Raw genomic sequence first — 26,285 nt, 5'->3', positions numbered from 1 at the left:
TCGCCACATTCGTTATCAACGAGTTAAAACACAACTAGCATATCAAAAAAAGATAAAGGTGGCAATGGGTTTTTAAAGCTTATCCACAACCTCCATACCTTGTGCAAAACAGTTGTCCACAACACTAGATTTTGTGTAAAACTTGTCGACTCACCATGTGGATAATGCGAAACCTGTCGAAAAAATATCCACAGCCATAAAACGCAGCCCGAAAAAGCAGCTTGGGGATAAATGTCGTACAAGCACAAAACGAGAACAAAAACCGCCCTGAATATGTTCCTGGCAAAACAGATCATTACAAGAAAAATCAAAACAAAGGAAGCCGGCAACAATCTCTGAATAAAAACAAAATGGATAACAAACAAATCGCCTTCTTCTATAAAGAGACAACAAAGAAGAGAAAGTATTTCAACCAGAAGCAGCAAAAGGAGAAGAAAAGATAAAGTGGTTTTCTTAAAGAGCACTCATTATTTAACATGACAACGTATAATTTTTTACTAAAAGATGATTACTTTATAAACGTCTCAGAATTCTTCTATGCTAGTTGATCGGAGTAAAAGGTGCCGACTCCAGCTGCGGTGGCTAGCCCATCGAGTCAGAAGGATGAATGGTCGGGACTGAACGAGCCACTTCTGCTTTTCTAGTTGTCCAGCAGAAACGGCTAGCCCCTCGAGGTCAAAATTTCAAGAGTCCAATAAGTCAAAGACCGATCTTCTCGGCCTCTTGTTCTTTTGCTTGTCGTGGCTGAACAAGCCGTTACTGCTTTTCGGCATCACCCCGCGGAAAGCGTGCACCTGTAACGCAGATCAACGACTTCATCGAATACTAATAACGAAGTTTATGATTAATTTTAAGAGGAACTTGACAAAACCAAGGGACTGTCTTTATACTTATTTAGACTGTCTTTTAGAGATTTATCCTCAGGGAGGTGTTCTATAAATGAAACCAACATTTCAACCTAACAACCGTAAGCGTAAGAAGGTTCATGGTTTCCGCGCGCGCATGGCTACAAAGAACGGACGTAAAGTTCTAGCTCGCCGCCGTCAAAAAGGAAGAAAAGTATTATCTGCATAGGCCGCTGATCTCAGTGGTCTTTTTTCCACTTTAAGAGAGTTTAACTTTTTACCTGTGAAGATCATCGACGCAGTCAAAAAGTTTAAGAATAAAGGATAAGGTCAACTAAGGCTGACTTAAAGGACATGGCGTCAGCCAAGTTTTCTTTCACTTTAAGGAAGTATAACTTGTTTGCGAGAAGGGTGACTGACGCGGCAAGTTTTCTTTATGAATATGAATAACGTTTCCGGCCTAACAGCAGAAAACACTGCCAGTGTAACAAACGGCCTGGCGGGTCTACAAAAAAAGCTTGGCAGCCGCCAAGTTTTACTTTTTTGTAAATTACCCATACTGATGAGGACGACAATTCCTTAAACAATAAAGCCGTTGCAAGCAATGGAGTGTTCAATGAATGAAAAAGCAGCAGCGTATTAAAAAAAATGACGAATTTCAAGAAGTATTTAAAAAAGGGAAATCAACGGCGAACCGCCAATTTGTAATATATGTGCTGAAGCGGGAAGGCCAGGGCGAATTCCGCGTCGGTCTGTCTGTCAGCAAAAAAGTTGGAAACGCCGTCACTCGCAACCGCATCAAGCGGCTGATTAAAGAAATGCTTTTTAAACATAAGGATCAGATCCACCAGGATGCTGATTACGTAATCATCGCCCGAATGCCGGCAGCTGAAATGGATTATCATGAAATTGAGAAAAGCCTGCAGCATGTGATGGGAAGGGCAAGAGTCATAAGACAGTCAAAGGAGAGGCGAAAATGAAGGCACTGGCGATCGGAATGATCCGTTTCTATCAGCGTTTCATTTCTCCCTTAACTCCGCCTTCATGCCGATTTTACCCGACTTGTTCTCATTACGGACTCGAAGCTTACCGGCGATTTGGCGTAATCAAGGGAACTTGGCTGACGCTTCGCCGTATACTTAGGTGCAATCCGCTCCACCCGGGCGGTGTGGACCATGTCCCGGAGAAGAAGCGTAACTAGCAACTGAAACCGAGATAGTCATAAGGAGGATATTGGTGTGCGCAAGAAGTTAAGTGTTTTATTTGTCATGCTCGCGGCGATTGCCGTCATGACAGGCTGCAGTCCATCAACTGCGGCGATTGATGAAAACAGTACAGGGTTTTGGAACGAATACTTTGTTTACCCGCTTTCTTGGCTTATTACTGAAGTAGCCGAGCTGACTGGTGAGAATTACGGGTTGTCCATCGTGCTCGTCACGGTCATGATCCGTCTTGTTCTTCTTCCGCTGATGATTCAGCAGACGAAGAGTTCGAAAGCGATGCAGGCGATCCAGCCTGAACTGAAAGAGCTGCGCGCGAAATACAGCTCCAAGGATGCGCAAACTCAGCAAAAGCTTCAGCAGGAAACGATGGCTCTTTTCCAGAAGAATAAGGTAAACCCTGCAGCAGGTTGTTTACCGCTTTTGATTCAGATGCCGATCTTGCTCGCGTTCTATAGCGCGATCATGCGTACGAAGGAAATTGCGAACCATAATTTCCTATGGTTTGATCTTGGCGCTCCAGATCCATTTTACGTTCTTCCGCTTGTCGCAGGTTTGACAACATTCTTGCAGCAGAAGATCATGATGGGCGGAATGGAAGACCCGCAGCCGCAGATGAAGATGCTTCTATACATCATGCCGGTCATGATCGTTGTGTTCGCGATCAACTTCCCAGCCGCACTTTCTCTTTACTGGGTAGTCGGTAACATCTTTATGATTGTCCAAACGTATTTCATTACAACCCCGGTGAAAAATAAAGAAAAAACGGTGGATGGGGGCACGAAAAAGTGAAAATGGTACAGGTAACAGGCAAAACGGTAGAAGAAGCAGTTGCAGCAGCATTGACAGAACTTCAGGCTTCTGAGGAACAGGTGGACATTCGAGTGTTGGAAGAGCCCAAAAAAGGCTTTCTTGGTTTCGGAGGCAAGCCTGCTAGAGTTGAAGTGACGGTAAAAGCTGATCCTGTTCAAACCGCGTTGGACTATCTTCAGGATGTCACCGCCAAAATGGGCGTACCCGTTACCATCACCAAAAGTGGCAGAGGAGACGACGTGTTATTTGAAATGAGCGGCGAGAAAATCGCTATTTTGATCGGAAAACGCGGACAAACTCTGAACTCTTTACAATTTCTCGTGAATCTCGTGGCCAACCAAGGCACGGAAAAATTTGTTCGAATCGTTCTCGATGCAGAGAACTATCGCGCGCGGCGCAAAGAGTCGCTCGAACGTCTGGCCGCACACTCCGCCCAAAAGGTGGCAGCGACAAGACGCAGCGTCGCACTCGAGCCGATGCCGGCCAATGAACGAAAAGTCATTCATGTGACCTTAAAGAACGAACGCGCCGTAGAAACCACTTCAGAAGGAACAGAGCCGTTCCGAAAAGTGGTCATCCGGCCAGCCAAAACAAGATAATCAGCAAACCCCGGACAAAGTCGTCTGGGGTTTTTTCATGGCTGTAAGCGGGCATCTCAGGGCGCGTGCAAATAAATTTTCAGATCTGCAAATAAAGGGTCGAGATTTGCAAATAAAGTTTTCACTTCTGCAAATAAACCTTGCAGATTCGCAAACAAACCCCAACCAGAGCTGTCAGGACTTGGCGACGGCCACTTAACGTGTCGCCTTCTTAGCACCTTAATCCATTGCAACGAGGTGGCGATGTGAGTTAAACTAGAGGGTATTGTGGACATTTCTGCCCTTTTTGCAGAAACACGCAACTTTACGATAATAGCTGGTTCATAACGGCTATAATAATAGATAAGATAATGAGAACGGCATGTGGAAAGAAGCGGGGTGAAAGACATGCATTATGATACGATAGCGGCGATTTCAACGCCGCTTGGCGAGGGTGCGATCGCGATCGTTCGCTTGAGCGGTGATGAGGCGGTCAGCATCGCAGATAAAATTTTTAAAGGCAAGCTTGCTCTTAAAGAGGCGGAGACGCACACGATTCATTACGGCAAGCTGATCGATCCGAAGACGGGCGAGGCCGTAGAAGAAGTCATGACTAGTGTGCTGCTTGCACCGCGCACCTTCACACGCGAGGACGTGGTCGAGATAAACTGCCACGGCGGCTTAGTGTCGGTGAACCGTGTGCTGCAGCTCATCCTCAGAGAAGGAGCGAGGCTGGCTGAGCCGGGGGAATTTACGAAACGCGCCTTTTTAAATGGCCGAATCGACTTGTCGCAGGCAGAAGCGGTCATCGATTTGATCCGCGCGAAAACAGACCGGGCGATGAACGTGGCGCTTAACCAGATGGAAGGACGCCTATCACGACTGATCACCGAACTGCGCCAGACGCTCCTCGAGACGATCGCGCACGTTGAAGTGAACATCGATTATCCGGAGTACGATGCAGAAGAGATGACGCACCGATTGCTCAACGAAAAGCTGCAATTCGTCCAAACCGAAATACAGAAGATCCTGCAAACCGCATCACAGGGCAAAATACTGCGCGAGGGGTTATCGACCGCGATCATCGGACGTCCGAACGTCGGCAAATCCTCGCTTCTTAACGCCCTTGTTCACGAAAACAAAGCGATCGTGACAGATATCGCGGGAACAACGCGCGATGTGATCGAGGAATATGTGAATGTGAGAGGCGTGCCGCTTCGTCTGATTGACACAGCGGGAATCCGCGATACAGAAGACATCGTCGAAAAGATCGGTGTCGAAAAGTCGCGCAAGGTGCTGCGCGAGGCGGATTTGATTTTACTCGTGCTGAATGGAAACGAGATCTTGTCGCCAGAGGACGAGAACCTGTTTAAAGCGGCAGAAGGAATGGACAAGATCGTGATCGTCAACAAGACGGATCTTGAGGCGCACATCGATATGCAGCGGGTAAGAGAGCTTGCTGGCACGTCACCAGTCGTTTCCACTTCACTTTTAAAAGAAGAAGGCGTGGACGAGCTGGAAAAATCGATTGCGGAACTGTTCTTTGAAGCGGGAATCGAGGGCCAGGATTTGACCTATGTGTCCAACACGCGCCACATCGCCCTGCTTCATCAAGCGGTCCATCATATAGAAGAAGCACTAGGCGGCATCGAAATGTCATTGCCGATCGACATGGTTCAGATAGACATTACACGAGCTTGGGAAATTCTTGGCGAGATTATTGGAGACAGTGTCTCGGAAAGCTTGATCGACCAGCTCTTTTCACAATTTTGCTTAGGAAAATAAACATAGAAGGAGGTAAGAAATATGGGATATAAAGCCGAAACATTCGATGTGATCGTTGTCGGGGCCGGTCATGCCGGAGTCGAAGCGGCCCTAGCTGCGGCAAGAATGGGTGCGAAAACACTTTGCATGACGCTGAATCTGGACGCGATTGCGTATATGCCGTGCAACCCGTCTGTCGGAGGACCGGCAAAAGGGATCGTTGTGCGTGAGCTTGACGCGCTTGGCGGCGAAATGGGGCGCAACATCGATAAGACGCATATTCAGATGCGCATGCTTAACACAGGGAAAGGCCCGGCCGTACGCGCGCTCAGAGCGCAGGCTGACAAATATTTATATCAGCATGAAATGAAAAAAGCGATGGAAAACACACCGAACTTGACCGTCCGCCAAGGAATGGTCGAGCGCCTGATCGTAGAAGACGGGGTGTGTAAAGGCGTGATCACGCAAACGGGTGCCGAGCATGAGGCGAAAGCGGTCGTGCTCACGACGGGTACGTATTTGCGTGGAAAGATCATTATCGGCGACCTTTCGTATGAGAGCGGACCGAACAACATGGCGCCGTCCGTGAACTTGTCGTATCATCTGCAGGAGCTTGGCTTCGATATGGTGCGCTTCAAGACCGGAACGCCGCCGCGAGTCAATTCGAAAACAATCGATTATTCGAAAACAGAAATTCAGCCAGGTGACGATGTTCCGCGGGCGTTCAGCTATGAAACGACCGAGTATATCACTGACCAGCTGCCATGCTGGCTGACGTATACAGGCGAAGAGACGCACGCTCTCATCAACGGCAACCTGCATCGTTCGCCGATGTACTCTGGCATGATCGAAGGGACCGGACCCCGGTATTGTCCTTCGATTGAAGACAAAATCGTGCGCTTTAACGACAAGCCGCGTCACCAGATCTTCCTTGAGCCGGAAGGGCGAAACACAGAGGAAGTGTACGTGCAGGGTCTGTCGACCAGTCTTCCTGAAGACATTCAGCTGAAGATTTTATCGACGATTCCAGGGCTTGAAAAAGCGGAAATGATGCGTGCCGGCTATGCGATCGAGTACGATAGCATCGTGCCGACACAGCTTTGGCCGTCACTTGAAACGAAGAAGGTGCCGGGTCTCTTTACTGCCGGGCAGCTGAACGGTACGAGCGGCTATGAAGAAGCAGCCGGACAAGGGCTGATGGCCGGAATTAACGCAGCGAGAAAGGCACAGGAAAAGGATCCGCTTATCCTGGACCGTTCAGAAGCGTACATCGGTGTCTTGATCGATGACCTGGTAACAAAAGGAACGAACGAGCCGTACCGACTGCTTACATCGCGAGCGGAGTACCGCCTTCTTCTTCGCCATGATAACGCGGATCTGCGCTTAACTGAAAAAGGCCACGAGATCGGTTTGATTTCCGATGACCGGTTTGCGCGTTTCCTAGCGAAAAAAGCGGCGATCGCGGCTGAAAAAGAGCGCCTTGAGCACGTTTCCGTCAAGCCGACGGAAGAAACACTACGCATTCTGGCCGAGGAGAACAGCTCCCCGATTAAAGAACCGATGAGTGCCGCGTCCTTATTAAGAAGGCCTGAGATCACATACCCTGTGATTCACCGTCTGGCACCTGCAGAAGAGGCACTCGAAGAGAGTGTAGCAGAACAGGTCGAGATTCAGATTAAATATGCCGGCTATATCGATAAACAGCTGGCGCAGGTAGAGCGTATGCTGAAGATGGAAAATAAGAAGCTTCCGGAGGATCTGGACTATTTCGCGATTAACGGGCTCGCGACCGAGGCGAAGCAGAAGCTGCATGAAGTGCGTCCGCTGTCTGTAGGACAGGCGTCGCGTGTGTCTGGCGTTAACCCTGCCGACATTTCCATCCTGCTCGTGTATCTCGAGCAAGGCAAGCTCGCGAAATTGGCACGATAACAGGGGGTACGCATGAATACAGCATTATTTCAAGAAAAGCTCGCTGAAAAAGGAATCCAGCTTTCCGATCATCAGATGAACCAGTTTCAGCAATACTATGAAACGCTTGTCGAATGGAACGAAAAGATGAACCTGACAGCGATTACCGATAAAGAAGAAGTGTACTTAAAGCACTTCTTTGACTCCGTGTCAGCTGCGTTTTACTTTGATTTCACAAAAGTGAAGAGTGTTTGCGACGTTGGAGCAGGGGCAGGATTTCCATCCATCCCGATTAAAATTTGCTTTCCTCACCTGGAAGTTTCCATTGTTGACTCACTCAACAAGCGGATCTCGTTCCTCGAGCACCTGGCATCAGAGCTAGGGCTGGAGAACTGCCATTTCTACCACGACCGCGCAGAAACATTCGGGCAAAAAGCAGAAATTCGCGAGAGCTATGACCTTGTTACAGCCCGCGCTGTCGCCCGTCTGTCTGTTTTGAGTGAGCTGTGTCTGCCACTCGTCAAGAAAGGTGGACATTTTGTGGCTATGAAAGGCTCTGCTCTTCCGGAGGAATTAAAAAACGGCGAAAAAGCACTAAAGACGCTGGGTGGAAAAGTGGAAGACCTTCATGCTTTCACGCTTCCGATTGAAGAGAGTGAACGGTACATCGTTACGATCAAGAAGGAAAGCACTACGCCTAAAAAATACCCGCGCAAGCCGGGAACACCGAACCGTTCACCGTTAGAATAAGAAAAGGGTGTGTTTCACGTGAAACACACCTGTTACATACAGGATTTGTAAAGATTTTCGGGGGCCGGCAGGAGTCAGGGCCTGCTGCAGCGAAATAGATAGATAGATCACATAAGGTGGTGTATTCGCATGAAGAATTCTTTTTCAAGGTTATTCGGCATCGGCGAAAAAAACCAGCAGACCCAGCAGACACAAACGCAGACTCTGGAGACGCCTGAGAAAAATGACAACGAAGAAGTTTTGCAAATTCCAGTTAGAAGCATTGTTCCAAACCGTTTTCAGCCAAGAACGGTTTTTATAGATGAACGGATTGAAGAATTATCGCAGACCATTCAAGAGCATGGCATGATCCAGCCAATCGTCGTCCGCCCGATGGGGGATGACCGCTATGAGATCATCGCGGGTGAGCGCAGATGGCGAGCATCACAGAAGCTGGGTTGGGAGACCGTCCCTGTTATCGTAAAAGAGATGGACGACTCACAGACGGCTTCCGTCGCGCTCATTGAAAACCTGCAGCGCGAAGAACTGACGGTGATCGAAGAGGCAATGGCTTATGCACGTCTTCTGGAAATACACGGACTCACACAGGAAGGGCTTGCGCAGCAGCTCGGGAAAGGCCAGTCGACGATCGCGAACAAACTGCGCCTGCTGAAGCTTCCACAATCGATTCAGGATGCCCTGCTTGCTAAGAAGATCTCTGAACGCCACGCTCGCGCCCTCATCATACTGAAGGTGCCGGAAAAGCAGGAACAGGTTCTCTCAGAGATTTTAGAAAAGCAGCTGAACGTAAAACAAACAGAAGAACGCATTAAACGAATGATAGAAGGCGAGATCGAGGCCAAAAAGCCCGTCGCCCGCCGAAAATCATTTTCTAAAGACATGCGTCTAGCCATCAATACTGTAAGACAGTCTGTCGACATGGTCCTGCAAAGCGGACTTTCCATCGACACCGAAGAAGAAGAACACGAAGAATTTTACCAATTCACGATTAAGATTCCGAAAAAGTAAAAGAAAAAGCAGTATCAGCTCGTTACAGCGAGACGATACTGCTTTTTCTTTTAAATATCAGCGGTTGCTTTTATCTTTTGTATTGTCCATCTGCTGAAACTTTGAACGAATAAATCAACTTTGAATACTTCATTGCGTAAGTTGATCGCAGTGAAAGGTGCCGACTCCAGCGAGTGGGAGTGATGCAGGTGAGACCTTTTAAGGGCGCGTAGCGACAAAAGGGCTAGTGCCCAATAAGTCACAAACCGACTTACCGGTCCCTTCCTAATTTGCATGTCGGGGCTGGACGAGCCCTTCCTGCTTTTCTCCATACCCCTCTGGATAAGCGTGCGCCTGTAACGGAGATCAACAACTTCGCTGAATACTATTTAAAAATGGGTTATTGCTAAGAAAAATTCTTTCATTGTTTGTTGATTTTAAATAAGTTATTTTTTCCTCTTTCTGATATTATAGAGGTAATAGTTTGAAGAAAAGAGGTAGGTGACATCATGGCGAGAATCATAGCGATCGCAAACCAAAAGGGCGGGGTCGGAAAGACAACAACTTCAGTTAACCTGGGAGCATGTCTAGCTTATTTTGGGAAAAAGGTGCTGCTCGTGGACATTGATCCGCAAGGCAACGCAACGAGCGGAGTAGGCGTTGAAAAAGGCGACATTGACCAATGTATTTATAATATTTTAGTAGAAGATGCTGACATCAATGACGTGATAGTAGAAACCCTTGTGGAAGGATTGCATATTCTGCCTTCCACCATCCAGCTTGCCGGAGCGGAAATTGAGCTCGTACCGACGATTTCCCGGGAAGTGAGGCTCAAGCGAGCATTGGAGAGTGTAAGCAGCCGATATGATTACATCATCATTGATTGCCCTCCATCACTAGGACTTTTGACGATCAACTCCCTGACAGCGGCTCATTCGGTTTTGATTCCCGTTCAGTGCGAGTATTATGCGCTTGAAGGTCTCAGCCAGCTGCTTAACACGGTTCGGCTTGTTCAGAAGCATTTGAATACCGACCTTATGATCGATGGTGTCCTCCTCACGATGCTTGATGCCCGCACGAACCTTGGCATTCAAGTGATTGAAGAAGTGAAGAAATACTTTCAGGACAAGGTGTACAAGTCCATTATTCCTCGGAATATCCGACTATCTGAAGCACCGAGCCATGGAAAGCCTATTATCATTTACGATCCTAAATCCAGAGGAGCAGAAGTGTACTTAGAATTAGCGAAGGAAGTGATCGGCAGTGGCGAAAGGGTTAGGTAAGGGACTAGGTGTCTTTTTTCCGCCGGCTGATGCACCTGCGGAAGAAGCTGTAAAAGAAATTAAAATGAAAGAAATCCGCCCCAATCCGTATCAGCCTAGAAAAGTGTTTGACCCGGCTCATATTAACGAATTGAAGGAATCGATCGAACAGCACGGCATCCTTCAGCCGATCGTAGTGCGCAAAAGCATTAAAGGGTTTGAAATTGTTATGGGCGAGCGGCGTTATCGAGCCGCTAAGGAAGCGGGATTGAAGATGATGCCTGCTATCGTCAGAGACTTAAGCGAGCAGGAAATGATGGAGATCGCGCTTATTGAAAATCTGCAGCGTGAGGACCTGAACCCTGTGGAAGAGGCGCAGGCGTATCAGAAGCTGATTGAGCACCTTAAAGTGACACAAGAGGAGCTCGCAGCGCGTGTCGGAAAGAGCCGCCCGCACATCACGAACCATATTCGATTGCTTCAGTTACCGGAGCCGGTGCTGAATCTAATCAGTGAAGGTACGATTTCAATGGGGCACGGACGGGCGCTTCTTGGCTTGAAAAAGAAAACGAAAATGCAGGACGTGATTCACAAAACGGTGACAGACCACCTAAACGTCCGCCAGCTTGAGAAGCTGATCCAGGACATCAACCAAAATGTTTCACGTGGAACCAAGAAGAAAAAGCCTGTGCTGAGTGTCTATCTCCGCGAGAGGGAGACAGACTTAAGAGACCGTCTGGGTACATCCGTCAGCATTAAGAAAATGAAGCGCAAAGGCAAGATTGAAATCGAGTTCTTTTCAGAGGAAGACCTTGACCGAATCCTTGAAATTCTAGATAAATAAGAAACCATCCGCCGGGTGGTTTTTCTTTTTACGCTTAATAAAGAGAGAGTTACAAATACTTACACTCAGGAGAAGAGAACATGTCCTTACTTGGAACGTTGGTAAATGGTTTGGCGATCCTACTCGGAAGCTTTCTTGGGCTTTTTTGGACAAGCATTCCGGAAAAGACGAAAACGACGGTGATGCAGGCGATGGGGTTGGCGGTTGCTGTGCTAGGCATCGGAATGGGACTGAAAAGCGAGCAGTTTCTTATTGTCATTGCGAGTCTTGCCTTGGGCGGTGCTTTAGGCGAGAAGATGGATCTGGAGGACAAGCTCGGACGTGTCGGAAAATGGCTGGAGAGCCGGATCGGATCGAAGGAGCAGGGAACGGTCGCACAAGGATTTGTGACGGCGACACTGGTGTTTGTCGTTGGGGCGATGGCGATTGTTGGTGCACTCGACAGCGGATTGAGGCAGGATCATGCCGTGCTGTATACGAAAGCACTAATCGACGGTTTTTGCGCCATGCTTTTCACATCGGCTCTTGGTATCGGAGTCATGTTCTCGGCGATACCGGTCGTGCTGTATCAAGGCATCATCACACTTTTTGCCACGCAGATTGACCGCTTTGTCCCAGAAAAGCTCATGGATGCCATGATTGTGGAGATTACCGGCACGGGAGGCATCATGATCCTCGCCATCGGGCTGAACATTTTAGGTGTCACGAAAATCCGTGTCGCCAACCTGCTGCCAGGCCTTTTGTTCACTGTAGCCCTAGCCGTCATCGTGTTTTATTGGAGCGAAATAACGGCTGCACTGCATTTTATGTAAAAAAGAAAAAATGCCGCTGTTGGGCGGCATTTGCTGTTGATGCTGCATTTATTGTATTTTGAAGATGTCATCGTTAGCCGCAGCAGGTACTTGCGCCGCGGCGCGGAACTGAATTTTTTTTCTTAGCGAAGCCATAAGTAAGGAGTCGGCGATCAAGTCCGCCATTTTCATTACGATACTGAGCCGGGTGTTTTGGAGAACAAAGTATTCCATAAATCCGCTGACGTTCACGATGCCGGTGATATGTATGTCGCCAACAGCCGGAAGCTGTTTGTTCACACCGGCACCAGGCTTAACTGGTCCATCACCGAGAGAGATCATGCCAACATGGTTCAATCGCCCAAGGCAAGCATCGATTCCGATGACGAATGCACCGGGGTGCTCTTTTTTGATAAAAGCCAGCTTTTCCTCTAAATTCACTGCGTGAACGGGCTCATCAAGCGTTCCGTACACATAGAACGGAAACGTATCCTTCGCTTTTAGCTTCGAGCCGACGAGCGGGCCAAGCGCATCGCCCGTGGACCGGTCCGTCCCGATACAGACGACAACCACAGGCTGCGTGAAATCGGGCAGTAAGGAAAGTATTTGTTCCGTAACTGAAAAAGAAGCTTCCTTATCTTCGTGGTGCGTCTTGTATTGCATCGGTTTACCTAGTCCTAGTTTCCGTTTGAGGAACATGATATCCTCTCCTTTAAGATGGTACTATCAGTATACGGAAGGAAAGTGTTTCCTATACATACGTTTCTATTTTCATAGGGTGGTTAAGGTAGTATACCCTCTGCTGCTCGTTTGTTAACCGGCTGATGTTTACAGTTCGGAAAGAGATGATACACTGTACAAAAGAAGTGCAATTGGCATGAAAGATGGAGGTTGTTTGAATGGAAGGAACGGCTTTTTCTAAAATGGCAGAAGAGGCTTATCAATATTTGACAGACAGCGCTGTTTGGATGGCGTTTGCCGGAACCGGTTTGAAAATTATCGGAATCATCATCGGAGCGGTCATCATCAAGCATCTGTTAAGTGTTGCGGTAGTCAACGCTTTTAAACTGCGTGACAAAAGCCCGCTTAAACTGTTATCGGAGCGAAGAGAAGCGACACTGGTTAAACTTTTAGGTAATGTGATTTCGTATGTGGTGTATTTTATGGCGTTTTTAACCATACTCAGCGAATTTGTGGATATTAAAGCACTGCTCGCAGGTGCCGGTGTTGTCGGACTCGCGATCGGGTTTGGCGCGCAAAGTCTTGTGAAGGATATCATCACTGGATTTTTCATTATATTTGAGAATCAATTTTCTGTCGGTGATTACGTAAGGGTCGCGAGCTTTGAAGGGCATGTGGAAGAAATCGGGCTGCGGACGACGAAAATTAAAAGCTGGACAGGAGAACTGCACATCCTGCCGAATTCATCCATATTGGAAGTGACGAACTTCTCTGTCCACAACAGCATCGCTGTCGTCGATGTGAGCATCGCGTACGAGGAAGACATCGAAAAAGCGCAGAAAATTATTCAGGAGGTCGTCCATGCGAAAGAGCCGGACTTCCCGGAAATGGTCAAGCCGCCGGAAGTGCTCGGCGTTCAAATGCTTGGTGCGTCAGAAGTCGTGATCCGAGTGACGGCTGAAGTGCTGCCGATGACACACTTTAAAATTTCAAGAGAGCTTAGAAAAGCGATCAAAGCAGAATTCGACAAGCAAGGCATAGAGATTCCGTATCCTAAAATGGTTACCTACCATAAAGAGCAGGCACCCGCCGCCGCTGCGAAAAAATCGTAAAGGGGATAGTGGCATGCAGCAAAAAACATTTGAACTCAATGATGAAGTCGAGATGAAAAAAGTGCATCCATGCGGCACGAACCGCTGGAAGATCATCCGAATGGGAGCGGATATCCGCATTAAATGCATGGGATGCCAGCACAGCGTCATGCTTCCAAGAAGCGAGTTCGCGAAAAAGGTCAAAAAGGTTCTGACGGTGAAGGAAGAGAGCTAGCATCACATGCAGTAATGAGAGCATGTCCAGCTTTTTTCATGTTTCACGTGAAACATGGTGATGACAGGCGAATTATGACTTTTAAAGAAGGATCAGGGCTGTTCCGCTGAGTTTGCGGAACAGCCCTGTTTTGGTTAGGTTCTTGTCTTTTAGGAAAAGAAAACCTATAATTGTGAAGGATGTTTATTTGAAGATAACAAACATATGTTCCATATAAATGAGGAGTGAAAAACATGGCTCTAACGACAGGTATCGTAGGGTTGCCGAACGTCGGCAAATCCACACTTTTTAACGCGATTACACAAGCGGGCGCAGAATCCGCGAACTATCCTTTCTGTACGATTGAACCGAACGTGGGGATTGTTGAAGTGCCGGACCACCGTTTGCAGAAGCTGACAGAGCTTGTGCAGCCGAAAAAGACCGTACCGACAACGTTTGAATTCACGGACATCGCCGGTATCGTTAAAGGTGCGAGTACAGGTGAGGGACTGGGCAACAAATTTTTGTCTCATATCCGCCAGACAGACGCGATTCTCCAGGTTGTCCGCTGTTTTGAAGATGAAAACATCACGCACGTTCACGGCCAGGTTAATCCAGTAGAGGACATTGAGGTCATTAACCTTGAGCTGATCTTTGCTGACATGGAAACGGTCGACAAGCGCATCCAGCGTATTGAAAAACTTGCGAAATCAAAAGACAAAGAAGCATTGGCTGAACTGCCTGTTCTGCAAAAGATTAAAGAAGCGCTCATGAACGAGCTTCCAGCGCGCAGCGTGGATCTTTCTGTTGATGAGAAGAAAATCGTATACGGTTTGCACTTGTTAACGATGAAGCCGATCCTTTATGTGGCGAACGTGAGCGAGGACGACTTACTAGAAGGCACAAATCAGCACGTTGAATCCGTTCGCGAATATGCAGCACGTGAAAACGCAGAAGTGATTGTGATCTGTGCGCGTGTAGAAGAAGAAATCGCTGAGCTAGACGGTGAAGAAAAGAAGGCGTTCCTAGGAGAGCTTGGCATAGAAGAAGCAGGTCTTGATAAGCTGATCCGTGCTTCTTACTCCTTGCTCGGACTTGCGACTTACTTCACGGCAGGTGTGCAGGAAGTGCGCGCGTGGACGTTCCGCAAGGGCATGAAGGCTCCTCAGTGTGCAGGCATCATCCATACGGACTTTGAGCGCGGGTTCATCCGTGCCGAAGTTGTTGCCTACGATGACTTGATGGAAGCGGGAAGCATGGCAGCAGCTAAGGAAAAAGGTAAAACGCGCCTTGAAGGAAAAGAGTATGAAATGAAAGATGGAGATGTGGTCCATTTCCGTTTCAACGTATAAAACAAATGAAGCAGCCGCGGCAAAACCGAGATATCAGGTTATGCCGCGGCTTTTTTATTTTTTTTGTTTTTGTGTGTGAGGTTTTTGATGGTTTTTGGGGTCCGGTACGTGAAAGAGGAGATTACGGGTGTGAAAGGGTTTTACCGTGTGCCGTACCGGACCCCCACGAAACTCCACGAGGACTTCTGGAAACATGAATGATGAGGATCGACTATTTTCAAAGGATGCCCTTGTCTTTCTGGGCAGTGTTTGTTATAATTCTATATTGTGAGTAATTGTCGATATTTTGATTTGATGATTTGCTCCTTGCCTGAGTTTCGAGCTTGGGCCGCTAAGACCAAAAGGAGGTGAACGGAATGAAAAAGTACGAAATCATGTACATCGTCCGTCCGAATGTTGAAGAGGATACGTTGAAAGCTACGCGCGAGCGTGCAAAGACAATCCTAACAGATAACGGTGCGGAGATCGCGAACGAAAAAGAAATCGGCAAGAAGCGTCTTGCTTATGAGATCAATGACTTCCGCGACGGGTATTACACTCTATTGGAAGTAAACTCTCCAATCGAAGCGATTAACGAGTTCGACCGTCTTATGAAGATCAACGAAGATGTTCTTCGTTTCATGACGATTGTAGACGAAAGATAATCCTTTAGGAGAGTGGTTCTGATGCTAAATCGTGTAGTACTGGTGGGACGTTTAACGAAAGACCCGGAATTAAAATACACTCCAAACGGCGTGGCTGTAGCCAACTTCACGCTTGCTGTGAATCGTCCTTTTTCGAACCAGCAGGGTGAGCGCGAGGCAGATTTTATTAACTGTGTTGTGTGGCGAAAACCAGCTGAAAACGTGGCCAACTTCTTGAAAAAGGGTTCGCTTGCGGGAGTTGATGGGCGGATGCAAACCCGTTCATACGATAACAACCAGGGTCAGCGCGTTTATGTTACCGAAGTAATGGCGGAGAGTGTTCAGTTCCTTGAACCTCGAAATGCGAATGCTGGACAAGGCCAATATCAGCCTCAAACAGCAAACAACTTCGGAGGACCATCGAACAATGATCGCGGATTTGGTGCTCAGCCAAATCAGAACCGCAGCTTCGGAAGTGAGAACGGCTATGGCGGACAGCAGCAACAGCAGCAGAATGCCAACCGCAATAACTTCAAAGATGACCCGTTTGCGAATGACGGCACACCGATCGACATTTCTGATGACGATCTGCCATTCTAATACGTAAACAACGGAACGTTACTATATAAAAAAACAACTATGATTGGAGGTATGCACCATGGCTGGACGTCGCGGTGGACGCCAAAAGCGTCGTAAGGTTTGTTTCTTCACTGTAAACAAAATCACTTACATCGACTATAAAGACACTGATCTTCTAAAGCGTTTCATTTCTGAACGTGGTAAGATCCTTCCTCGTCGTGTGACAGGAACTTCTGCTAAATATCAGCGTCAATTAACGCGCGCAATCAAGCGCTCTCGTTTCATGGCATTGTTGCCATACGTTACTGAATAGGTAATGACTAGACCCGCAGCCCGGTTACACGGACTGCGGGTTTTTTTACACTTTAAGAAAGTATAACTTTTTAACAAAGGCTGACTTAAAGGCATGGCGTCAGCCAAGTTTTCTTTACACTAATGGAAAGTATAACTTTTTTGCAAGATGATTACTCGACGTGGCCAAAAAGTTAACGAACATAGTGTAAGGGCAACTAAGGCTGACTTAAAGGCTTGACGTCAGCCAAGTTTTCTTTATATGTCTATGATGGATAAAGGATGGGGGTCCGGTACGTTTTTGGCGGAAGTGCGAAAATGCACACTTTTGAATCAAACGTACCGGACCCCTTATTTTTAAAAGAAACCCTTGCAATTACGTTCGGAAAGTAGTTTACTATTAGTAAGTAACTAATAATTAAACGGAGGCGTTTCAAATGGAACTGAAGGGCATTCACCACGTTTCTGCCATGACGGCGAACGCACAGCATAACTATAATTTTTATACGAACGTGCTAGGGCTGCGGTTAATTAAGAAGACAGTCAATCAGGATGACACGTCTATGTATCACCTTTTTTATGGGGATGAAAAAGGAAATCCGGGAACCGAGCTGACCTTTTTTGAACTCCCGATGGCCGGGCGGAACCATGATGGCAACAACAGCATCTCATCCATCTCACTAAGAGTGCCGAATGATGAAGCTCTTTTCTACTGGGAGAAACGGCTGAATGAACACAATGTTTCACATGAAACCATCACAGAAGCTGCCGGTCGGCGTATTTTGCGATTCCGGGATCATGAAGGACAGAGGTTGATTCTGGTCTCTGATGAGAATCATACAGGGGTGGAAGCGGGTATAGCCTGGAGCCGGGGTCCGGTACCTGTTCAGTATGCGATCAATGGTCTCGGTCCTGTTCAGCTTACCGTACCGGACCCCGAACTGACAGACGAGGTGCTGACGAGGGTGATGGGCTACCGCAGGAGTGGACAGTATGCGTCTCCTGTAGCGGGACAGCCGGACATCCTCGTCTATGAGACAGGGAAAGGCGGCTCTGGTTCTGAAATTCATCTGGAAACACGCAACGATTTGCCTCCTGAACGACTGGGCCGCGGCGGCGTGCATCACGTCGCTTTTCGTGTAGAGGATGAAGGGGAGATGCTCCGATGGGTGGAGAAGATAAAGGCGGAGAGAATCGCCAACTCTGGCTTTGTAGATCGCTTTTATTTCCGTTCCTTGTATTTCCGGGAGCCGAACGGCATTTTGTTTGAGCTCGCCACTGATGGACCAGGCTTTGATACGGATGAAGAGTTCGAGCATTTGGGAGAGTCACTCGCCCTTCCGCCGTTTTTGGAGTCGAAGCGAGCAGAGATTGAAGCCAAGCTTAAGCCGCTCGTCACGAAACCATAATCTTATTGTGAGAGAAAAAGCAGGAAAACCTCTCTTTATTTTCGAAATAAAAAGAAGATGTAAAGGGGGACAAATGATGACGAAAGTGAAATTGCCGATGCCGGCAGGCCTCATTTTAGAGCGGGCAGCTGCTGCAGGGTTGAAGGGTGCTGATCTCGCAGACGCGGTGCGAGATCAAAACAGATCAGCGTTTAAAGAGGCGGGAATCAGCGAGGAAAGCATTGATTATATTCTTGAATTTGGCGCACAGAATCAAGAGGTATGGGATAGCGCGGTATACCATGGATATGTGTTCAAGTTTCTCTCCATCCGCGGCCTGCAAAACTTTTTGATCGCACGCCTTGGGTTAAAAGAAGGAGAAGATTTCGTTTTTTATGAAACGTTTCTGGATTCTGTCAGAATTCCGGCAGACAGTCTTTCAAGTCTGAAAGAGACCGTACCGGGGAACTGGATGTTTACCGTGATCGGTAACCGAGGCATCTACCGGATCGAACACGTGACAGCAAGTGCAGGAGCTTCCGCTGTTTCAAAAAACTAATACTGCGAGCAAAAAGGCGTTATCCCGCCTTTTTGCTCTTTTTTAATGGATATGCGGGGTCCGGTACTTCCTTCAATGAACGGTGGAGAATAAGGACATAAAGCGGTCGAGTACCGGACCCCAATCGCTGCCCAACCGTTGAACCTGCATTCATTGGCCTACCGTCTGGGGGGTGGGGTTTATACGGAGCGCGGGCGGTCAATGATGGGAATAGTGGAAAGCTTGAAAGTGTTGGGGGTTAGCGTCTACAATGTAATGTAGTATGCGGAAGAGGTGTTGTATGTCGAGGCTTGTTCGTGATGGGTTACTATGGTTTATCATTTATTTTGCAATGCTCGCTGTTTCGGTCTTTGTGCCGGGCATGGGTGTTCTTTTATATATGGCGCTGCCGGTGCCGTTTATCGTGATGCAGGCGAAGCACGGGTTTCGCGGCGGAGGGGCGTTTAGTGCGGCCGCTGTTATCCTTTCGATCATCTCAGGCGGTTTAGAGGCAGTCTGGCTGGCGTTGCTTCCCGGTTTAGCGGGTATAGTGATGGGTGAGCTGATTCGGCGCGAAAAGCCTGCGTTTGGTGTTTGGCTCGGCGGTGCGCTCTCGAACCTGGCCAACTTTTTGCTGCTGCTTCTTTACACGAAGCTGGTGCTGCGCATCAATCCGATTGCTGAGGCACAAAAAGGGGTAGAAGACGTGCTGGAAGAGACAGGACGGCTCGAACAACAGACAGGCGGAGCGGGCGGTCAGGCGGAGCTTATTAAAGAGCAGGTAGAGATGCTGCCGTCGCTTCTTCCGTCAACGATGATCATTGTGGCGGCTGTCATCGCCCTGATTACCTTCCTGCTTGCTCGTTTTGTGATGAAGAAGCAGGGGATAGAAGCTAAAAAGCTGCCGCCGTTTCGCGAATGGAATTTTCCGAAATCGTTCGTCTGGTACTATCTGGCTGCCATCATTTTGGTTTTTATGAATCCTGAAAAAGGCACCACGCTGCATATGATAACGGTGAACCTCTACTCGCTTTTGTCGGTCGTGTTCACGGTACAGGGGCTCTCGCTCGTGTTTTACTGGTCATGGGTGAAGAAGAAATCCAAGGCCTTCCCTGTTCTTATCAGTGCTGTCATCCTTTTATCCTCAGGCATCTTGCCGTTATTGATGGAAGTCGTGAAATTCTTAGGTATAATTGATATAGGATTTAACGTAAAAAACAGGTTGAAACCAAAACAGTAGGAGCTGACAATATGCCAAAGTTTTTATTGAAACGGTGGCATGGTTATCCTGTGATAGCCTTGTTTGTGTTATCGGTGCTGCTTGTCAGCATCCTCACATATTTTCATTGGGCGATTGGACTCGCCGGATTTGCTGCGCTAGGCATTCTCTTTTATTACAACATGCGTGCGGAAACGGCTTTTCAGGATGAACTGGGCGACTACATTTCCACGCTTTCGTACCGTATAAAAAAGGTCGGAGAAGAAGCGCTCATGGAAATGCCGATCGGGATTCTGCTTTATGACGAGAATTACAAGATTGAGTGGGCGAACCCGTTCATGTCCGCTTTAATAGAAGAAGAGTCTTATATCGGGCATTCCCTAAACCATGCTTCCGAAGAGCTGATCCCGCTGATTAAAGGGGAAGCGAAGGAAGAAATCATCAGCATCAACACGCGGAAATACCACGTGAGCTTTAAGAAGGAAGAACGGCTGCTGTACTTTTTTGACGTGACGGAACAGCTGGAGATCGAGCAGCTGTACGACGAGCAACAGACAGTAATGGGCATCATTTTTCTAGATAACTATGAAGAAGTCACACAAGGGCTTGATGACCAGTTCCGGTCGAACATCAACTCGAAGGTGACGAAGGTGCTCAACGGCTGGGCGAACCAGCACGGCATCTATTTGAAACGAACGTCGTCGGAGCGGTTTCTCGCCGTTTTTAATCAAAAGATTTTGAATGAATTAGAGAAAAATAAATTCAGTGTGCTGGATGAAGTGCGAGAGTCGACGGCAAAGGAAAATGTCGCGCTTACGCTCAGTATCGGGGTGGCCGCCGGCACAAACAACCTGCCTGAGCTCGGTGCGCTGTCACAGTCGAGTCTGGATCTTGCTCTCGGACGGGGCGGGGACCAGGTGGCGATCAAGCAGACGTCGGGCAAGGTGCGGTTCTATGGCGGCAAGACGAACCCGGTCGAAAAGCGCACGAGGGTTCGTGCCCGCGTCATCTCGCATGCGTTAAGCGAGCTCGTGGCAGAATCGGATAAAGTCATGATCATGGGCCATAAGAACCCGGACATGGATGCGATCGGTTCGGCCATCGGTATTTTAAAAGTGGCGCAGGTGAACGGGAAAGACGGCTATATCGTGCTTGACCAGTCTGACCTCGATACCGGGGTGCTTCGCTTAATGGAAGAGATCAAGGAAACTGAATCGGTGTGGAAATACTTTATCACGCCGGAAGAAGCGCTTGAGATCAGCACATCGGAGACGCTGCTCGTCGTAGTCGATACGCACAAGCCATCGATGGTCATTGAAGAGCGGCTGTTAAACAAGCTCGATCATGTTGTCGTCATCGACCATCACCGCCGCGGCGAGGAGTTCATTGCCGACCCGGTGCTCGTCTATATGGAGCCGTACGCGTCGTCTACCGCCGAGCTGGTGACAGAGCTGCTCGAATACCAGCCAAAGCGTCTGAAAATGCGCATGCTCGAGGCGACCGCCCTGCTCGCAGGGATTATCGTCGATACGAAGAGCTTTACGCTCAGAACAGGCTCGCGGACGTTTGATGCCGCATCGTATTTGCGGGCGCACGGGGCGGACACGATTCTCGTCCAGCGCTTTTTAAAAGAAGATCTGGAAACGTATAACCGCCGTTCGAAGCTGATTGAAAGTGCGGAAATGTATAAAAAAGGAATCGTGATCGCGACAGGCCCGCACGATGAGGCGTATAATCAAGTGGTGATCGCACAGGCCGCAGATATCCTGCTGGCGATGAACGGTGTCTCGGCATCGTTTGTCATCTGCAACCGCCTTGACGGCAAAATCGGCATCAGCGCGCGGTCGCTCGGCGATGTGAACGTGCAGATGCTGATGGAAAAATTAGAAGGCGGCGGTCATTTGACCAACGCCGCATGCCAGATTGAGCATGCTACAATAGAAGAAGCGAAATCCCGCCTGCAAGCGGTGATCGACGAGTATTTTGAAGAGGGGGAAGAAGAATGAAAGTAGTTTTTCTTCAAGATGTAAAAGGAAAAGGCAAGAAAGGCGAGATTAAGAACGTATCAGAAGGCTATGCACGCAACTACCTGCTGCCGAACAAGCTCGCGACTGAAGCGAACAAAGGCGCTGTGGCGACGGTAGAAGGCCAAAAGAAGAGCGAAGAGAAAAAAGCACAGCAGATGAAGGAAGAAGCTCAAGCGCTGAAAGAAAAGCTCGCTGAAATGACCGTCACGATTCCGACGAAAAGCGGAGAAGGCGGCCGCGTGTTCGGTTCCGTGACAAGCAAGCAAATCGCAGAAGGCTTGAAAAAAGCAGGTGTGACGATCGATAAGCGCAAGATTGAGCTAAACGATCCGATCAAGGCACTCGGCTTCACGAACGTATCAGTGAAGCTGCACCCAGAAGTGACCGGCACGATCAAGGTTCACGTGGTGGAAGGGTAATAGAATAGAAGATGAGATGAGAGGAGGCAACCCGCTGCTAGTGTGGCGGGTGCTTCTTTTTTGTTGGGTGCGGGTGTGTTGTGTGGGAGGCTTGGTTTTCTTTTGTGGAGGCGGCGCGCAAGCTGTTAAAAGCGGCGCGCAAATAGAGGTTAATGCATCAAACCCGCGCGGAAGTTGAAGGAAATGGCGCGCAACAGCCGAACGGCGCGAATGCTATTTAGCCCCCTAATTGATTTGGACACCTACTTTTATCCACGTTACAATTAATTTGGATAGAGGAGGCGGTCAAAGTAGCAGGGGTACGGTACGTCTCAAAACAATTCCCGTCATAACGCCATTTCCCCAAAAAACGTACCGTACCCCCATCACCCCCAATCAATAAGTTTTCCATTTAATCACAGAGCGGATGTTGTTTTCTTGTGATAAAATAGATAAGCTAGGGCGTGTTATGCACTAGTCCAATACTACTTATCTTAAAGAACGATAATATAAAAGGAACGAAAGAGGAGGACAGGGAATTGAGCGATTTGTTTGCAGACCGTATACCGCCGCAAAATATCGAGGCTGAGCAGGCTGTACTCGGGGCGATCTTCCTTGACCCGGATTCTCTTATTACGGCGTCGGAAATTCTGCTGCCTGAAGATTTTTACCGTGCGAGCCATCAAAGCATTTACCGTGTCATGCTTGATCTTGCCGGCAAAGGCGAGCCGGTCGATCTAATCACGGTCACAGCTGAATTGCAGGACCGCAAGCTGCTGGAAGAAGTAGGCGGGGTTTCTCACTTGAGCGACCTGGCGAACAGCTCGCCGACCGCAGCGAACATTGAGTACTACAGCAAGATCGTTGAAGAGAAATCCTTGCTGCGCCGCCTGATCCGTGCGGCGACCGATATTGCGGCGAACAGCTACGCGCGTGAAGAGGAAGTCGAAGCGATCCTGAACGAGGCGGAAAAAACGATCCTGGAAGTGGCGAACCGCAAGAACACGAGCGCGTTCACCGTGATCAAGGATGTTCTCGTGCAGGCGTACGACAACATCGAGGCGTTGAACAACCGCAAAGGCGACATCACAGGCATCCCGACTGGGTTTAACGACCTTGACAGGATGACGGCCGGCTTCCAGCGAAACGATTTGATCATCGTGGCAGCCCGTCCTTCCGTAGGTAAGACCGCGTTCGCGCTGAACATCGCGCAAAATGTGGCAACGAAGACGGATGAGAATATCGCGATTTTTTCACTGGAGATGGGCGCTGAGCAGCTCGTCATGCGTATGCTATGTGCGGAAGGAAACATCGACGCACAAAGGCTTCGTACGGGAAGCCTGATGCCGGAAGACTGGCAGAAGCTGACGATGGCGATGGGAAGTCTATCTGCAGCCGGAATCTATATTGATGATACACCGGGCGTGCGCATTAACGACATTCGTGCAAAATGCCGCCGTCTGAAGCAGGAAAAAGGGCTTGGCATGATCCTAATCGACTACTTGCAGCTGATTATGGGAAGCGGGAAGTCGGGCGAGAACCGCCAGCAGGAAGTTTCGGAGATCTCCCGTTCACTAAAAGCGCTCGCGCGTGAGCTGCAGGTGCCCGTTATCGCGCTGTCACAGCTTTCCCGTGGCGTGGAACAACGTCAAGACAAGCGTCCGATGATGTCTGACATTCGTGAATCCGGGTCCATCGAGCAGGATGCCGATATTGTCGCCTTCTTATACCGTGACGATTATTATGACAAAGAAACCGAAGCGAAGAACATTATCGAGATCATTATTGCCAAACAGCGTAACGGCCCGACCGGAACAGTTGAACTGGCGTTTGTAAAAGAATACAACAAGTTCGTCAACCTCGACCGGCATCATGATGAAAGATCGATTCCGTCAGGGGCTTAAAACGAACAGAGAAAAGGCAGCCTGATGAAATCATCAGGCTGCCTTTTCGAGTTCTTCTAAAATGCCGTTTTCTTCTGCCCAGCTGCGAATCCGATTGAGCGCTCGCTCATATTCGTACTCATGCCATTGATCGAGCAGCCCCAGCTGATCCGAAACTTCTTTAAACTCACGGAACGGCTTGCGGCTGTTCAGCGCCCGCAGCAGCTTGCTGTGTGTCTGCTTGCTTTCAAACTCCAGCATCCAGCCGTACACCTCGTTGCTCAGTACCTTCGGGATGGGAATGAAGCGGAACTCATTTTCTTCATCGTCCCAGTCCACGCCAGACTCTCCCGTAAGTGCCTCGTCGATTTCCATGTAAATGCTTTTCTCTTGTTTGTCATAATAATACGAATGGTCATAGTGGTTGTCTAAATAAGCGATAATAATGTCGTCAATTAAACGCATGATGTCCTCCAAACCCTTAGTCGGGGTCCGGTACCTTTCACGTACATCATTGCAACGATGCGGCATGACCTTGTGCCGTACCGGACCCCGACTAATTATGATAAATGCTCTATATACAACATTTCGTAAAGAAGCGAGATATATGTAGGTTAGTTTTCCGAACGAATTATTAACGTTTTATTTAATCGTTCGGATTTAAGTTGACTTTTACCGCCTGACTTGCTACACTTAGCATGGATTTTTGATACTTGCTGTATTTTTGCAAGGTATACTCATGGAGGTGCAAGCCATGTCATCAGTAGTTGTAGTAGGAACACAGTGGGGCGATGAAGGGAAAGGGAAAATCACCGATTACCTATCAGAGAAAGCGGAAGTTGTTGCTCGTTATCAAGGCGGAAACAACGCCGGCCACACAATTGTGTTTGACGGAAAAAAATATAAGCTACACTTAATTCCATCTGGGATTTTTTACAGCGATAAAGTGTGCGTCATCGGAAACGGAATGGTCGTTGACCCGAAAGCACTAGTACAAGAGCTCGCGTACCTTCACGGCGAGGGTGTAAGCACAGACAACCTGCGCATTTCTAACCGCGCGCACGTGATCCTGCCTTACCACTTGAAGCTCGATATTTTAGAAGAAGAGTCTAAGGGCGCGAACAAGATCGGAACGACGAAAAAGGGGATTGGCCCTGCCTACATGGACAAAGCAGCGCGTGTCGGCATCCGTATCGCCGACCTTCTTGACCGCGAAGTGTTCGAAGAGAAGCTTGAACGCAACCTGGCAGAAAAGAACCGTGTGTTCGAGCGCATATATGAAGCAGAAGGATTTACAAAAGAGCAGATTCTTGACGAGTATTACGAGTACGGCCAGCAGATCGCCAAGTATGTTGTTGACACATCTGTTGTGTTGAACGACGCTCTTGATGACGGCAAGCGCGTATTGTTTGAAGGCGCTCAGGGCGTTATGCTCGACATCGACCAGGGGACATACCCGTTCGTTACGTCATCTAACCCAATCGCGGGCGGCGTGACCATCGGTTCTGGCGTTGGTCCATCGAAAATCAACCACGTTGTCGGCGTATCAAAAGCGTACACAACACGTGTTGGTGATGGTCCGTTCCCGACAGAGCTTCATGACGAGATCGGCAGCCAGATTCGAGAAGTGGGCCGCGAGTACGGAACCACAACAGGCCGTCCGCGTCGTGTTGGCTGGTTTGACGCAGTCGTTGTCGGACACGCCCGCCGCGTATCCGGCATCACAGATCTGTCGTTGAACTCTATTGACGTGCTGACAGGCATCGAGACTTTGAAGATCTGTGTCGCATACAAGTACAAAGGCGAAATCATCCGTGAGTTCCCAGCTAGCTTGAAGACGCTCGCAGAGTGTGAGCCGGTGTACGAAGAGTTCCCAGGCTGGACGGAAGATATCACAGGCGTGAAGGAGCTTTCAGAGCTTCCAGAGAACGCTCGCCACTATGTGGAGCGCATCGCACAGGTAACAGGCATTCCACTGTCTATTTTCTCGGTAGGACCTGACCGTGCACAAACGAACATGATTCGCGGTGTCTTTGGATAAAGTTGATTAGCTTGATGAACAAGGCCCCTGCAGAAGTGCTGGGGCTTTGGTTTGTTGTGTGTGTAGAGGTGTGCTCGTGCCTGTTTGCGCTTGTTTACGTGCGGCAAATAAAGAGTCGCTGCCGCAAATAAGCGTGTCGAAAAATAAATAAATTTTCGCCGTGCAAAATAAACATTCAAACCTGCAAATAAACGGTTC

The 26,285-nt window shown here is 48.5% G+C and carries 27 protein-coding genes; 25 read left to right on the top strand and 2 right to left on the bottom strand.

The features are described from left to right. Window positions 1-939 precede the first annotated feature (939 nt). The 12 genes from rpmH to ACFQPF_RS03840 all read left to right on the top strand — a co-directional run bounded on the left by rpmH (window position 940) and on the right by ACFQPF_RS03840 (window position 11,783). Complete coding sequence (gene rpmH / locus ACFQPF_RS03895) at window positions 940-1,074, top strand: 50S ribosomal protein L34 (RefSeq protein WP_007201576.1); 135 nt, start codon at window positions 940-942, stop codon at window positions 1,072-1,074. A 391-nt stretch (window positions 1,075-1,465) separates the two neighbouring features. After that, a complete protein-coding gene (gene rnpA / locus ACFQPF_RS03890) occupies window positions 1,466-1,825 on the top strand; it encodes a ribonuclease P protein component (protein ID WP_379746758.1) in 360 nt (119 codons plus the stop codon). Continuing rightward, entirely contained in the window at window positions 1,822-2,046 is a 225-nt protein-coding gene (yidD, locus tag ACFQPF_RS03885) for a membrane protein insertion efficiency factor YidD (RefSeq protein WP_379746756.1), read from the top strand. The genes rnpA and yidD overlap by 4 nt, the downstream gene beginning before the upstream one ends. Before the next feature lie 37 nt (window positions 2,047-2,083). Continuing rightward, window positions 2,084-2,857: a YidC family membrane integrase SpoIIIJ gene (gene spoIIIJ / locus ACFQPF_RS03880; protein ID WP_379746754.1), complete on the top strand. Its 774-nt coding sequence runs from the start codon at window positions 2,084-2,086 to the stop codon at window positions 2,855-2,857. Then, on the top strand, window positions 2,854-3,477 hold the full coding sequence (jag, locus tag ACFQPF_RS03875) for an RNA-binding cell elongation regulator Jag/EloR (protein WP_379746752.1): 624 nt from the start codon (window positions 2,854-2,856) through the stop codon (window positions 3,475-3,477). Before spoIIIJ ends, jag begins: the two co-directional genes overlap by 4 nt. 387 nt (window positions 3,478-3,864) lie before the next feature. Then, window positions 3,865-5,241 carry a tRNA uridine-5-carboxymethylaminomethyl(34) synthesis GTPase MnmE gene (gene mnmE / locus ACFQPF_RS03870; RefSeq protein WP_379746778.1) on the top strand — a complete coding sequence of 459 codons (1,377 nt, stop codon included), beginning with the start codon at window positions 3,865-3,867 and terminating at the stop codon, window positions 5,239-5,241. A 21-nt stretch (window positions 5,242-5,262) separates the two neighbouring features. Further along, the gene (gene mnmG, locus ACFQPF_RS03865; protein ID WP_379746750.1) at window positions 5,263-7,149 is read left to right on the top strand and encodes a tRNA uridine-5-carboxymethylaminomethyl(34) synthesis enzyme MnmG; all 1,887 of its coding nucleotides are present in this window, start codon (window positions 5,263-5,265) and stop codon (window positions 7,147-7,149) included. 12 nt (window positions 7,150-7,161) lie between these two features. After that, complete coding sequence (rsmG, locus tag ACFQPF_RS03860; protein WP_379746748.1) at window positions 7,162-7,878, top strand: 16S rRNA (guanine(527)-N(7))-methyltransferase RsmG; 717 nt, start codon at window positions 7,162-7,164, stop codon at window positions 7,876-7,878. 129 nt (window positions 7,879-8,007) lie between these two features. Then, entirely contained in the window at window positions 8,008-8,886 is an 879-nt protein-coding gene (noc, locus tag ACFQPF_RS03855; RefSeq protein ID WP_379746746.1) for a nucleoid occlusion protein, read from the top strand. 488 nt (window positions 8,887-9,374) lie between these two features. Beyond that, on the top strand, window positions 9,375-10,148 hold the full coding sequence (locus ACFQPF_RS03850; RefSeq protein ID WP_379746744.1) for a ParA family protein: 774 nt from the start codon (window positions 9,375-9,377) through the stop codon (window positions 10,146-10,148). Beyond that, window positions 10,129-10,971 carry a ParB/RepB/Spo0J family partition protein gene (locus ACFQPF_RS03845; RefSeq protein ID WP_379746742.1) on the top strand — a complete coding sequence of 281 codons (843 nt, stop codon included), beginning with the start codon at window positions 10,129-10,131 and terminating at the stop codon, window positions 10,969-10,971. Before ACFQPF_RS03850 ends, ACFQPF_RS03845 begins: the two co-directional genes overlap by 20 nt. 80 nt (window positions 10,972-11,051) lie before the next feature. Further along, on the top strand, window positions 11,052-11,783 hold the full coding sequence (locus ACFQPF_RS03840; RefSeq protein WP_379746740.1) for a DUF554 domain-containing protein: 732 nt from the start codon (window positions 11,052-11,054) through the stop codon (window positions 11,781-11,783). Between the two features lie 48 nt (window positions 11,784-11,831). On the opposite strand, the gene yyaC is transcribed toward ACFQPF_RS03840, so the two are convergent. Continuing rightward, window positions 11,832-12,461, bottom strand: a complete 630-nt coding sequence (gene yyaC, locus ACFQPF_RS03835; protein WP_379746738.1) for a spore protease YyaC — start codon at window positions 12,459-12,461, stop codon at window positions 11,832-11,834. 200 nt (window positions 12,462-12,661) lie between these two features. On the opposite strand from yyaC, the gene ACFQPF_RS03830 reads away from it, so the two are divergent. The 12 genes from ACFQPF_RS03830 to dnaB all read left to right on the top strand — a co-directional run bounded on the left by ACFQPF_RS03830 (window position 12,662) and on the right by dnaB (window position 24,067). Beyond that, on the top strand, window positions 12,662-13,555 hold the full coding sequence (locus ACFQPF_RS03830; RefSeq protein ID WP_379746736.1) for a mechanosensitive ion channel family protein: 894 nt from the start codon (window positions 12,662-12,664) through the stop codon (window positions 13,553-13,555). 13 nt (window positions 13,556-13,568) lie between these two features. Next, a complete protein-coding gene (locus ACFQPF_RS03825) occupies window positions 13,569-13,769 on the top strand; it encodes a DUF951 domain-containing protein (protein WP_379746734.1) in 201 nt (66 codons plus the stop codon). Between the two features lie 233 nt (window positions 13,770-14,002). Beyond that, window positions 14,003-15,100 (top strand): redox-regulated ATPase YchF, encoded by a 1,098-nt coding sequence (gene ychF / locus ACFQPF_RS03820; RefSeq protein WP_379746732.1) that lies wholly within the window; start codon window positions 14,003-14,005, stop codon window positions 15,098-15,100. Window positions 15,101-15,456: 356 nt separating this feature from the next. After that, a complete protein-coding gene (gene rpsF / locus ACFQPF_RS03815; RefSeq protein ID WP_379746730.1) occupies window positions 15,457-15,744 on the top strand; it encodes a 30S ribosomal protein S6 in 288 nt (95 codons plus the stop codon). A gap of 21 nt (window positions 15,745-15,765) precedes the next feature. Next, window positions 15,766-16,323 (top strand): single-stranded DNA-binding protein, encoded by a 558-nt coding sequence (gene ssb / locus ACFQPF_RS03810; RefSeq protein WP_379746728.1) that lies wholly within the window; start codon window positions 15,766-15,768, stop codon window positions 16,321-16,323. A 58-nt stretch (window positions 16,324-16,381) separates the two neighbouring features. Further along, window positions 16,382-16,615 carry a 30S ribosomal protein S18 gene (gene rpsR / locus ACFQPF_RS03805; protein WP_379746726.1) on the top strand — a complete coding sequence of 78 codons (234 nt, stop codon included), beginning with the start codon at window positions 16,382-16,384 and terminating at the stop codon, window positions 16,613-16,615. Between the two features lie 415 nt (window positions 16,616-17,030). Beyond that, a complete protein-coding gene (locus ACFQPF_RS03800; protein ID WP_379746724.1) occupies window positions 17,031-18,002 on the top strand; it encodes a ring-cleaving dioxygenase in 972 nt (323 codons plus the stop codon). A 73-nt stretch (window positions 18,003-18,075) separates the two neighbouring features. Next, window positions 18,076-18,540, top strand: coding sequence for a hypothetical protein (locus ACFQPF_RS03795; RefSeq protein ID WP_379746722.1), 465 nt, complete (start codon window positions 18,076-18,078; stop codon window positions 18,538-18,540). Window positions 18,541-18,820: 280 nt separating this feature from the next. Then, entirely contained in the window at window positions 18,821-19,759 is a 939-nt protein-coding gene (locus ACFQPF_RS03790; protein ID WP_379746720.1) for a YybS family protein, read from the top strand. Between the two features lie 11 nt (window positions 19,760-19,770). Further along, window positions 19,771-21,744, top strand: a complete 1,974-nt coding sequence (locus ACFQPF_RS03785) for a DHH family phosphoesterase (protein ID WP_379746718.1) — start codon at window positions 19,771-19,773, stop codon at window positions 21,742-21,744. Next, a complete protein-coding gene (rplI, locus tag ACFQPF_RS03780; protein ID WP_379746716.1) occupies window positions 21,741-22,184 on the top strand; it encodes a 50S ribosomal protein L9 in 444 nt (147 codons plus the stop codon). The genes ACFQPF_RS03785 and rplI overlap by 4 nt, the downstream gene beginning before the upstream one ends. A gap of 518 nt (window positions 22,185-22,702) precedes the next feature. Next, complete coding sequence (gene dnaB, locus ACFQPF_RS03775) at window positions 22,703-24,067, top strand: replicative DNA helicase (RefSeq protein ID WP_379746714.1); 1,365 nt, start codon at window positions 22,703-22,705, stop codon at window positions 24,065-24,067. Window positions 24,068-24,100: 33 nt separating this feature from the next. On the opposite strand, the gene ACFQPF_RS03770 is transcribed toward dnaB, so the two are convergent. Beyond that, window positions 24,101-24,511, bottom strand: coding sequence for a UPF0158 family protein (locus ACFQPF_RS03770; RefSeq protein ID WP_379746712.1), 411 nt, complete (start codon window positions 24,509-24,511; stop codon window positions 24,101-24,103). A gap of 289 nt (window positions 24,512-24,800) precedes the next feature. On the opposite strand from ACFQPF_RS03770, the gene ACFQPF_RS03765 reads away from it, so the two are divergent. Then, window positions 24,801-26,087: an adenylosuccinate synthase gene (locus tag ACFQPF_RS03765; RefSeq protein WP_379746711.1), complete on the top strand. Its 1,287-nt coding sequence runs from the start codon at window positions 24,801-24,803 to the stop codon at window positions 26,085-26,087. Window positions 26,088-26,285: the final 198 nt, after the last annotated feature.

The sequence above is a fragment of the Fictibacillus iocasae genome (assembly GCF_042665465.1).
Lineage (GTDB): Bacteria > Bacillota > Bacilli > Bacillales > Fictibacillaceae > Fictibacillus > Fictibacillus iocasae.
Note: the sequence above shows the minus strand (reverse complement) of the source record. Positions and strands in the feature narration are given on the sequence as shown.

Coding starts and splice junctions, on each gene's coding strand:
- rpsF (WP_379746730.1), top strand. CDS start 15,457: ATGAAAAAGTACGAAATCATGTACATCGTCCGTCCGAATGTTGAAGAG.
- yidD (WP_379746756.1), top strand. CDS start 1,822: ATGAAGGCACTGGCGATCGGAATGATCCGTTTCTATCAGCGTTTCATT.
- ACFQPF_RS03795 (WP_379746722.1), top strand. CDS start 18,076: ATGATGACGAAAGTGAAATTGCCGATGCCGGCAGGCCTCATTTTAGAG.
- ACFQPF_RS03825 (WP_379746734.1), top strand. CDS start 13,569: ATGCAGCAAAAAACATTTGAACTCAATGATGAAGTCGAGATGAAAAAA.
- ACFQPF_RS03840 (WP_379746740.1), top strand. CDS start 11,052: ATGTCCTTACTTGGAACGTTGGTAAATGGTTTGGCGATCCTACTCGGA.
- ACFQPF_RS03830 (WP_379746736.1), top strand. CDS start 12,662: ATGGAAGGAACGGCTTTTTCTAAAATGGCAGAAGAGGCTTATCAATAT.
- yyaC (WP_379746738.1), bottom strand. CDS start 12,461: ATGTTCCTCAAACGGAAACTAGGACTAGGTAAACCGATGCAATACAAG.
- ACFQPF_RS03785 (WP_379746718.1), top strand. CDS start 19,771: ATGCCAAAGTTTTTATTGAAACGGTGGCATGGTTATCCTGTGATAGCC.
- rnpA (WP_379746758.1), top strand. CDS start 1,466: ATGAAAAAGCAGCAGCGTATTAAAAAAAATGACGAATTTCAAGAAGTA.
- ssb (WP_379746728.1), top strand. CDS start 15,766: ATGCTAAATCGTGTAGTACTGGTGGGACGTTTAACGAAAGACCCGGAA.
- mnmE (WP_379746778.1), top strand. CDS start 3,865: ATGCATTATGATACGATAGCGGCGATTTCAACGCCGCTTGGCGAGGGT.
- ACFQPF_RS03850 (WP_379746744.1), top strand. CDS start 9,375: ATGGCGAGAATCATAGCGATCGCAAACCAAAAGGGCGGGGTCGGAAAG.
- ACFQPF_RS03770 (WP_379746712.1), bottom strand. CDS start 24,511: ATGCGTTTAATTGACGACATTATTATCGCTTATTTAGACAACCACTAT.
- rpmH (WP_007201576.1), top strand. CDS start 940: ATGAAACCAACATTTCAACCTAACAACCGTAAGCGTAAGAAGGTTCAT.
- noc (WP_379746746.1), top strand. CDS start 8,008: ATGAAGAATTCTTTTTCAAGGTTATTCGGCATCGGCGAAAAAAACCAG.
- mnmG (WP_379746750.1), top strand. CDS start 5,263: ATGGGATATAAAGCCGAAACATTCGATGTGATCGTTGTCGGGGCCGGT.
- rsmG (WP_379746748.1), top strand. CDS start 7,162: ATGAATACAGCATTATTTCAAGAAAAGCTCGCTGAAAAAGGAATCCAG.
- rplI (WP_379746716.1), top strand. CDS start 21,741: ATGAAAGTAGTTTTTCTTCAAGATGTAAAAGGAAAAGGCAAGAAAGGC.
- ACFQPF_RS03790 (WP_379746720.1), top strand. CDS start 18,821: ATGTCGAGGCTTGTTCGTGATGGGTTACTATGGTTTATCATTTATTTT.
- ACFQPF_RS03800 (WP_379746724.1), top strand. CDS start 17,031: ATGGAACTGAAGGGCATTCACCACGTTTCTGCCATGACGGCGAACGCA.
- ychF (WP_379746732.1), top strand. CDS start 14,003: ATGGCTCTAACGACAGGTATCGTAGGGTTGCCGAACGTCGGCAAATCC.
- ACFQPF_RS03765 (WP_379746711.1), top strand. CDS start 24,801: ATGTCATCAGTAGTTGTAGTAGGAACACAGTGGGGCGATGAAGGGAAA.
- rpsR (WP_379746726.1), top strand. CDS start 16,382: ATGGCTGGACGTCGCGGTGGACGCCAAAAGCGTCGTAAGGTTTGTTTC.